This is a genomic window from Microcystis aeruginosa NIES-4325, assembly GCF_008974145.1.
Lineage (GTDB): Bacteria > Cyanobacteriota > Cyanobacteriia > Cyanobacteriales > Microcystaceae > Microcystis > Microcystis aeruginosa_G.
Window position 1 is genome coordinate 40,231 of the sequence record NZ_BJKP01000029.1, and the last position, 7,147, is coordinate 47,377.

Annotated in this window: 4 protein-coding genes and 2 pseudogenes; 3 read left to right on the forward strand and 3 right to left on the reverse strand. The window is 43.5% G+C overall.

The genetic code is table 11. The features are described from left to right. Window positions 1-219: 219 nt before the first annotated feature. Window positions 220-1,863, reverse strand: coding sequence for a Ppx/GppA phosphatase family protein (locus MiAbW_RS14825; protein ID WP_151696730.1), 1,644 nt, complete (start codon window positions 1,861-1,863; stop codon window positions 220-222). 280 nt (window positions 1,864-2,143) lie between these two features. Here MiAbW_RS14825 and MiAbW_RS14830 point away from each other — a divergent pair, with 280 nt between their 5' ends. Then, a complete protein-coding gene (locus MiAbW_RS14830) occupies window positions 2,144-3,442 on the forward strand; it encodes a Glu/Leu/Phe/Val family dehydrogenase (protein WP_194163186.1) in 1,299 nt (432 codons plus the stop codon). A gap of 1 nt (window position 3,443) precedes the next feature. Continuing rightward, window positions 3,444-3,545: pseudogene (locus tag MiAbW_RS20585) on the forward strand (phosphoribosyltransferase); the annotation flags it as partial. A 76-nt stretch (window positions 3,546-3,621) separates the two neighbouring features. Here MiAbW_RS20585 and cydB read toward each other — a convergent pair. Together cydB and MiAbW_RS14845 are read right to left on the reverse strand one after the other, a co-directional pair. Further along, a complete protein-coding gene (gene cydB, locus MiAbW_RS14840; protein ID WP_151696732.1) occupies window positions 3,622-4,635 on the reverse strand; it encodes a cytochrome d ubiquinol oxidase subunit II in 1,014 nt (337 codons plus the stop codon). An 8-nt stretch (window positions 4,636-4,643) separates the two neighbouring features. Continuing rightward, the gene (locus MiAbW_RS14845) at window positions 4,644-6,071 is read right to left on the reverse strand and encodes a cytochrome ubiquinol oxidase subunit I (RefSeq protein ID WP_151696733.1); all 1,428 of its coding nucleotides are present in this window, start codon (window positions 6,069-6,071) and stop codon (window positions 4,644-4,646) included. Between the two features lie 218 nt (window positions 6,072-6,289). Here MiAbW_RS14845 and MiAbW_RS20195 point away from each other — a divergent pair. Next, a pseudogene (locus MiAbW_RS20195) lies at window positions 6,290-7,147 on the forward strand (transposase); the annotation flags it as partial.

Genomic DNA, 7,147 nt, shown 5'->3' on the forward strand with positions numbered 1-7,147 from the left:
TTCTGCTCCTTTTCTTCCTGCGTTCCTATTCCCTCTGGATTATAACAGTAACCTGGCAGTTTTTAACGGTTTTCCTGCTTGATTATCAACAAAAATTATCAATTTACCGCATTCGATAATCTTGACCTAGAATAATAGGTAACAAGTCTCGAAAATTTCCATCTTGCTGATTTCAAGCTACCATTGGTGGTCAATAATAACCGATCACCGCTCGTGGTTTCAGGGTAAAAATGCCAAAGTTGCCACTACTTTCACCCCAAATTCTTCCTCAAAAACAGGTTTTTTATAGTCTAAACTCCACAATTCTAAAGCACAATCATCTTCAGCATTATTGGGAAAAAGATGCAGATGTAGGGTTCTATATTCGGGATCGTACTTACATTCAATCTTTTTAATTGCTCCTATTTGTCGTCGATCTAAAGCCACGGACAAGCGCAGTATAGCACTTAAATGTCTGACCATATACTGATAATATTCCGTTAATTTCATAAAATCATCGTGCCTTTTCTTCGGTTTACTTTTGCGGTGATAACGAGCGATATTAGCGATAACTTCTAACTCTATTTCCGTATAGCCCAACAGTTCACCATTGCGAATTAAATAATAGGAATGTTTATGATGGGCAGCATGACTAACATATAAACCACTATTATGCAAAATTGCCGCCGCCCATAATAAATCTTTAGCCTCCTGATTCCAAGAATGTAATTGTGCTTGGGTTTGCTCGAATAAAGACAGGGAAAATGTTGCTATTCTCTCGGCCGATTCTAAATTAACTTGATACTTTTTCGCTATTTTCAAGACACTGCGCTGACGGATTTCACTCTGATAAAGTAACCGATTATCAATTAAACCGTGGGTCAGCATCCAATCGACGATTACCCCTTCTCGCAAGGCCCTTTCACAGAGAATCAACTTATCAACATCTAACATGGTCATCGCTTCCAAAAGCACGATCGAACCAGCTAGAATTATCTCGGCACGTTTATCGGACATCCCCAAAATTGCCAGTCTTTGATGATAGTCCAAAGTGGCGAAACGTTTGACTAATTCTTTGACATCTTTGCGGGTTAATTGATAACCATTTAAAGGATTTGGAATTAACCCCAACTTCTCCAAAGCATGGATAGTCATCAAAGTTTCAATCGTCCCAGAAGTTCCCACTAAACGCGGCACTTCTCCCAGCTGTAAATGATGTTTAATTTCCGACCCTGCCCGCTCTAACATTCCCCTGGTGTATGCTCTTAAATAAGCCAATTCTGTGGGACTAATGGGATCGGTGGTAATGAAATCTTGGGTCAAACGCACCGCGCCGATTTTGGTACTACTAAGAAAGCGAATTTCTTGACTATCGGCTAAGATTAATTCCGTGGAACCGCCACCAATATCGATAATAATATGGGCTTGATTTTGGAAATCCATCCCCGAGACGACACCGAGATAAATCCGGCGCGCTTCCTCCTGTCCAGAGATGAGATTTACGGAGATACCGACTTCTTTCTCGATTAAAGCCAAAAATTCGTCGCCATTGGCCGCTTCCCGGGTGGCGCTGGTGGCAACGGCGATAATTTGATCCGCATGGAGACTAATAGCCAGATCGTGACAGCGCTTTAAAGCGGCGATCGCTCTTTCCATGGCCGCTAGGGTTAATTTACCAGTTTTCCTATCTCGATCGCCCAGGCGGACCGTATCCTTTTCTCTGGCAATAATCGTAAAAGCGGGTAAAGACGGTTCAATTTTCACTACTACCATGTGAACCGAATTTGTGCCAATATCGATCGCCGCTAGGATTTGGGCATCGGAGGCTTTTGCCAGGGGTGCTAGTCCCCAATTGGGTGTAACTTGATTAGAAATATTGACCATCGCTTATCAGTGATCAGTTACCAGTCAGGGGATAGAGGTTAGGACTGGTCTTATTATCCCTCTAATTGCCCGCCTCGGCCTCGCAATTTTAGCTTGATCTGGCATTGATCTTAATAATGAGGTAGGAAGTTTTCCTTTTGGGCAGTCCTTCGTCGGTCGTCAATACCCGATCCAGTTATGCTTAATCTTTATGAGAAACCTCCTAATTAAGAAAAATAAACTGTAGCGAAATATACTGTTTTTCCATGTTCTAATGGGGATAGATAGGGGGAAAAAAATCATGTCGAAATCACTCTTTACCGATGCCAGCAGTCGCCTAGAACGCGCCCTTAAGTATGTCTCCATTTCCGATGATGCGATCGAGCGGTTAAAATATCCCAAAGCTAGTCTTAGCGTCTCCATACCCGTCCGTATGGACAACGGCACTTTAAGAATCTTCCAAGGCTACCGCGTCCGCTACGATGACACCCGCGGCCCTGGCAAGGGAGGGGTGCGCTATCATCCCAACGTCAGCATTGATGAGGTACAGTCCCTAGCTTTTTGGATGACCTTTAAATGCGCCCTGCTGGATTTGCCCTTTGGTGGGGCTAAGGGAGGTATTACCCTCAATCCGAAAGAATTGTCAAAAGCCGAGTTAGAACGCCTTAGCAGGGGCTATATCGAGGGTATAGCCGACTTTATCGGTCCGGATGTCGATATTCTTGCCCCCGATGTCTATACCAACGAGATGATCATGGGTTGGATGATGGACCAGTACAGCATTATTCAGCGTAAAATTAGTCCGGCGGTGGTGACGGGGAAACCTTTAACCATGGGAGGCAGTCGCGGTCGCGATACGGCGACGGGAACGGGTGCTTTTCATGTTATTCATTCTCTTTTGCCGAAATTAGACAAAAAACCCGCTAATACTACCGTAGCCGTCCAGGGATTCGGTAACGCTGGGGCCGTAGTAGCGAATCTCTTAGCCAAAGCTGGTTATCAAGTGGTGGCGGTAAGTGATTCCCAGGGCGGCATTTATCGGGAAAAAGGGCTAGATATTGCCAGTATTCGTGAGTATAAACAGGAACATCGCGGAATTACTGCTATTTACTGTCAGGATAGCGTGTGTAATATCGTGGAACACGAGGCGATTAGTAATGAAGAATTATTAGCCCTAGATGTGGATATTTTGATTCCAGCCGCCCTAGAAAACCAAATTACCGCCGAAAATGCCGATTGCGTGCAAGCGAAATATATCTTTGAAGTGGCCAATGGTCCCACTACCTCAGAAGCCGATCGCATTTTAGAAGCAAAAGGGATTCTCGTTTTCCCCGATATTCTGGTGAATGCGGGTGGGGTAACGGTGAGTTATTTTGAATGGGTGCAAAATCGCAGCGGTCTTTATTGGCAATTAACCGAGATAAACGAGCGCTTAAAAGAAAGAATGGTGACAGAAGCCGAAAAAGTCTGGTCTTTCGCCCAAGAGTTCGATATATCTCTGCGTACCGCCGCCTACGCCCATGCCATTGCCCGTCTCGGTGAGGCCTTAGATGCGAAGGGAACCCGCGATTATTACGTCAATGGTAAGAGTTATTCCTGAAGTCGATTCGGGAATCACTCTCCCCAAAAACTCCCTTTTGTGACAGGAAAAACACGGGATTACCAATATCAAAACTGCGGTGATCTGGTACAAACCAGTATCAATTACACCCGTTAGTTTGGGTCTAGGTTTTAAAAATCCCACCAAAGAAGATTGATATCTCAAATCGGCAACGCCATCTATTCTCCGTAGGATTCAGCAGTAATTTTACCCCGAAAAATGATGTAATTATAAACCGTATAGGCCAGTAAAATTGGGATTAAAAACCCCACAAAAGTCAGCATAAACACCAAAGAACTAGGGGCGGCTGCCGCTTGATAAATTGTTACTGAGGGGGGAATAATATCGGGAAAAATCAACAATCCCAAACCGATAAAAGAGAGCATAAACAGCAATACTGTCCAGACCATCGGGGTGTTTTCTTCCTTTAGTTGCAAACTCCGCAGTAATAAACCCAGTAAGACCACAGCTAAAATCGGGATGAGGATAAAGATGTAAATTAGTCGAGGGTCAAATAAACGCTGACGGATATGGTCAGAAAGCAGCGGTGTACTGATGGTGATAAAGATAGCACCGATAAAAGTGGTAATAGCGGCAATTTTTGCCGTTTTATAGTGAACTTCCTGTAAATTACCTGTAGTTTTCAGAATTAGGTAAGTGGAACCCACTAAAACATAAGCTTGGATTAAAGTTAGAGACACTAGAATCGATCGCCATGTTAACCAATCAAAGGGGCCGCCGGCAAAATGACCCAATTCATCCACTTTAATGCCCTCAAAAACCGCACCGAGGGCGAATCCTTGCCCCAAGGCGGCCAAAAAACTGCCGAGTCCGAAGGCATAATTCCAGAACAACTTACGACGAGAATGTTCACGAAACTCGAAGGAAACAGCCCGAAATAACAGCCCCACCACCATAATCACTGCTGGTAGGTATAAAGCGTTTAAAATTGTCCCGTAAGCTAGGGGAAACGCCCCAAACAGGGAACCCCCCATCAAAACAATCCAAGTTTCGTTAGCATCCCAAACATTGCCCAAACTGGTCATTAAAATACTGCGACGCTTCTCGGAAGAGGAAGTCAGGGAAAGAATTCCTACCCCCAAGTCAAAACCATCGAGGAGGACGTAGAGAAACAGGAATAAACCCAGAATAAAAAACCAAATTTGCGGCAAAAAATACTGTAACGGTTCCATAGTTCCTCCTATTGTTGCGCTTCTAGGGGACGGGGATTCGCTTCCTGTGAGGTCACTTTTTCCTCTTGAGTCCCCGGCAGTGGTAAGTTAAGATTTGGTCCCTGACGGATAATAAGACTGCCGAAATAGAGAGCAGAAACCAAGAAAACGACATAAATCGCCGTAATTCCGATTAGAGAAGTTAAAATCTCGCCTGCGGGCAGTTTAGAAGCAGCATCCACCGTCCGGATTTGATTGTAAACTGTCCAGGGTTGACGACCGACACAACGGACAATCCAACCGGTTTCAACCGCAAGATAACCCAGAGGGGCTGCAAAAACCCAAGCGCGTAGTAACCATTTTTGACTGTCGATTTTTTCGTTAGATAATTGACCGCGCAGCCATTGCCCGACAGTTACAGCCATTAAAGACGCAAGAAAAAGACCGATAGCGACCATAATCCGGAAGGAATAATAGATTAGCCCCACCATGTGCGGTCTGTCTTCGTATTTCCACGTTTTTAAGCCGAGAACAGGTTCCGATAACTTGGGTTTTAATTCCAAAAGATAACCCAAAGCATTAGGAATCTTCACTTCCCAGCTATTTGTCTCCGCTTTATCCTTGGGTAAAGCAACCAAACTCCAACCGGCAGTTTCTCCCGCAGGAATGGTTTCCCATTGCGCTTCCATGGCGGCTAATTTAGCCGGTTGATAGTGATACACTTGTTCGGCACTAAGATGACCGACAAAAATTTGCAAGGGGGCGATAACAATCGCTAGAGTAAGAATAATTTTGAGAGAACGACTAAAAAAGCTAATGTGACGTTTATTGAGCAAATACCAAGCACTAATCCCACCAATGACGAATAAAGAAGTTTCCAGAGTAGCGAAAAACATATGCAGGAAACTATTAACCATGAAGGGATTGAGAATCGCTTGTAGGTAATCTTGAACGATAAATTTACCATCCACGAAGATGCCGCCGGCGGGGGTTTGCAGCCAAGAATTAGCGGTTAAAATCCAGAAAGTGGACAGATTAGCCCCAAAAGCGACGAGAATTGTCGCTAGGAAGTGAATTAAAGGGGGAACTCGTCCCCAACCAAACAGCATAATTCCCAGAAAACTAGCCTCTAGCATAAAGGCCATGGTTCCCTCGAAACCGAGGATAGTTCCGAAAAAGTCCCCCACTGCTTCCGAAAAAGGCGCCCAATTCATGCCAAACTGAAAAGCCATGGGTAAACCAGAAGCAACTCCAATGCCGAAATTGAGAATGTAGAGTTTTGACCAGAAGCGAGCGTGATGATAGTAGTCAGGATTGCGGGTTTTTAGCCATAATCCTTCGACAATAACTAGATAAATGCCCATACCAGTGGTTAACACCGGCCAAAGCATATGGAAAATAGCGGTGATGGCGAATTGTATCCGCGACAAAGCAACGGGATTGGCAAGTAAATCCATGATTATAATCTTTGAACGATCGTGAAGATATCATAAGCACCTATAATATAGCGGTTCTCACGCCCTTGTGACACACTTAAACCTTTGATAATTAGGGCTTGCTGAAAAAGCCTGAAATGCCGATAGGAAAAAGGTTTCGACTCAATAAAGTCGAGAAAAAAGGCCCAAAAAAAGGTAAAATACACTAAAAGCCAAGCACTTTTTTTCATTCAGTGCAGATGTATTGTATATCGACCGCAACTCCATCAGAACCCGAATCATTTGAACTGCCCTTTGGCGGAAAACTATCAGATGAAAACCGTTGGGTTATTATGGCCAACTTAATTCTCTGGGAAAAATTTGAAGAAGAGTACGCAAAAAGCTTCTGCGAAAACAAGGGTGCGCCCGCCTTACCATTTAGGGTAGCAATGTCCGCATTAATTATTCAAGAAAGATTAGGAATAAGTGATAGAGAAACCGTCGAACAAATTAGGGAAAACCCTTACTTACAATACTTTATTGGGCTAACAAACTATCAAACAGAAGCCCCATTTGATGCCTCAATGATGGTATATTTTCGGAAAAGAATTAAGTTAAATGTCCTTAACAAAATTAACCAAGAAATGGTGAAAAAAGGCCGAGAAATTATCGAGGACAAAGAATCTGATGCCAGAAGAGAAGAGCGAGGAGAAGAAAGTGAGCGGTTCAATGCAGGAAAATTAAGATTAGATGCGACGGCTCGACTGAGCATCGCCGAACGTCTTGTGCGCCCGCTGATATTAAGTATCCCACAGATTTAGACCTATTAAATCAAGCTCGTCAAGGAACGGAAAAAATCCTAGATTGTCTCTACCTAGAAGTCAAGGAAAAGTTAACTAAGAAACCAAGAACTTCCCGAAAAATAGCGAGAAAGAACTATTTAAAAGTCGCTAAAAAACGTCGTCCCTCTCAAAAAGAAAGACGTAAAGCCATTGGTCAACAACTGGGATATATTCAAAGAAACTTAGGTTATATAGACCAACTAATTGAATTAGGAGCCTCCTTAACTTGTTTAAGTAAAAGACAATATAAACTGCTATTAGTCATTGAAGAAGTCT

Bases quoted from the DNA above. Each gene is read 5' to 3' on its own strand.
- MiAbW_RS14825 (WP_151696730.1), bottom strand. From the start codon at position 1,863: ATGGTCAATATTTCTAATCAAGTTACACCCAATTGGGGACTAGCACCC.
- MiAbW_RS14830 (WP_194163186.1), top strand. From the start codon at position 2,144: ATGTCGAAATCACTCTTTACCGATGCCAGCAGTCGCCTAGAACGCGCC.
- cydB (WP_151696732.1), bottom strand. From the start codon at position 4,635: ATGGAACCGTTACAGTATTTTTTGCCGCAAATTTGGTTTTTTATTCTG.
- MiAbW_RS14845 (WP_151696733.1), bottom strand. From the start codon at position 6,071: ATGGATTTACTTGCCAATCCCGTTGCTTTGTCGCGGATACAATTCGCC.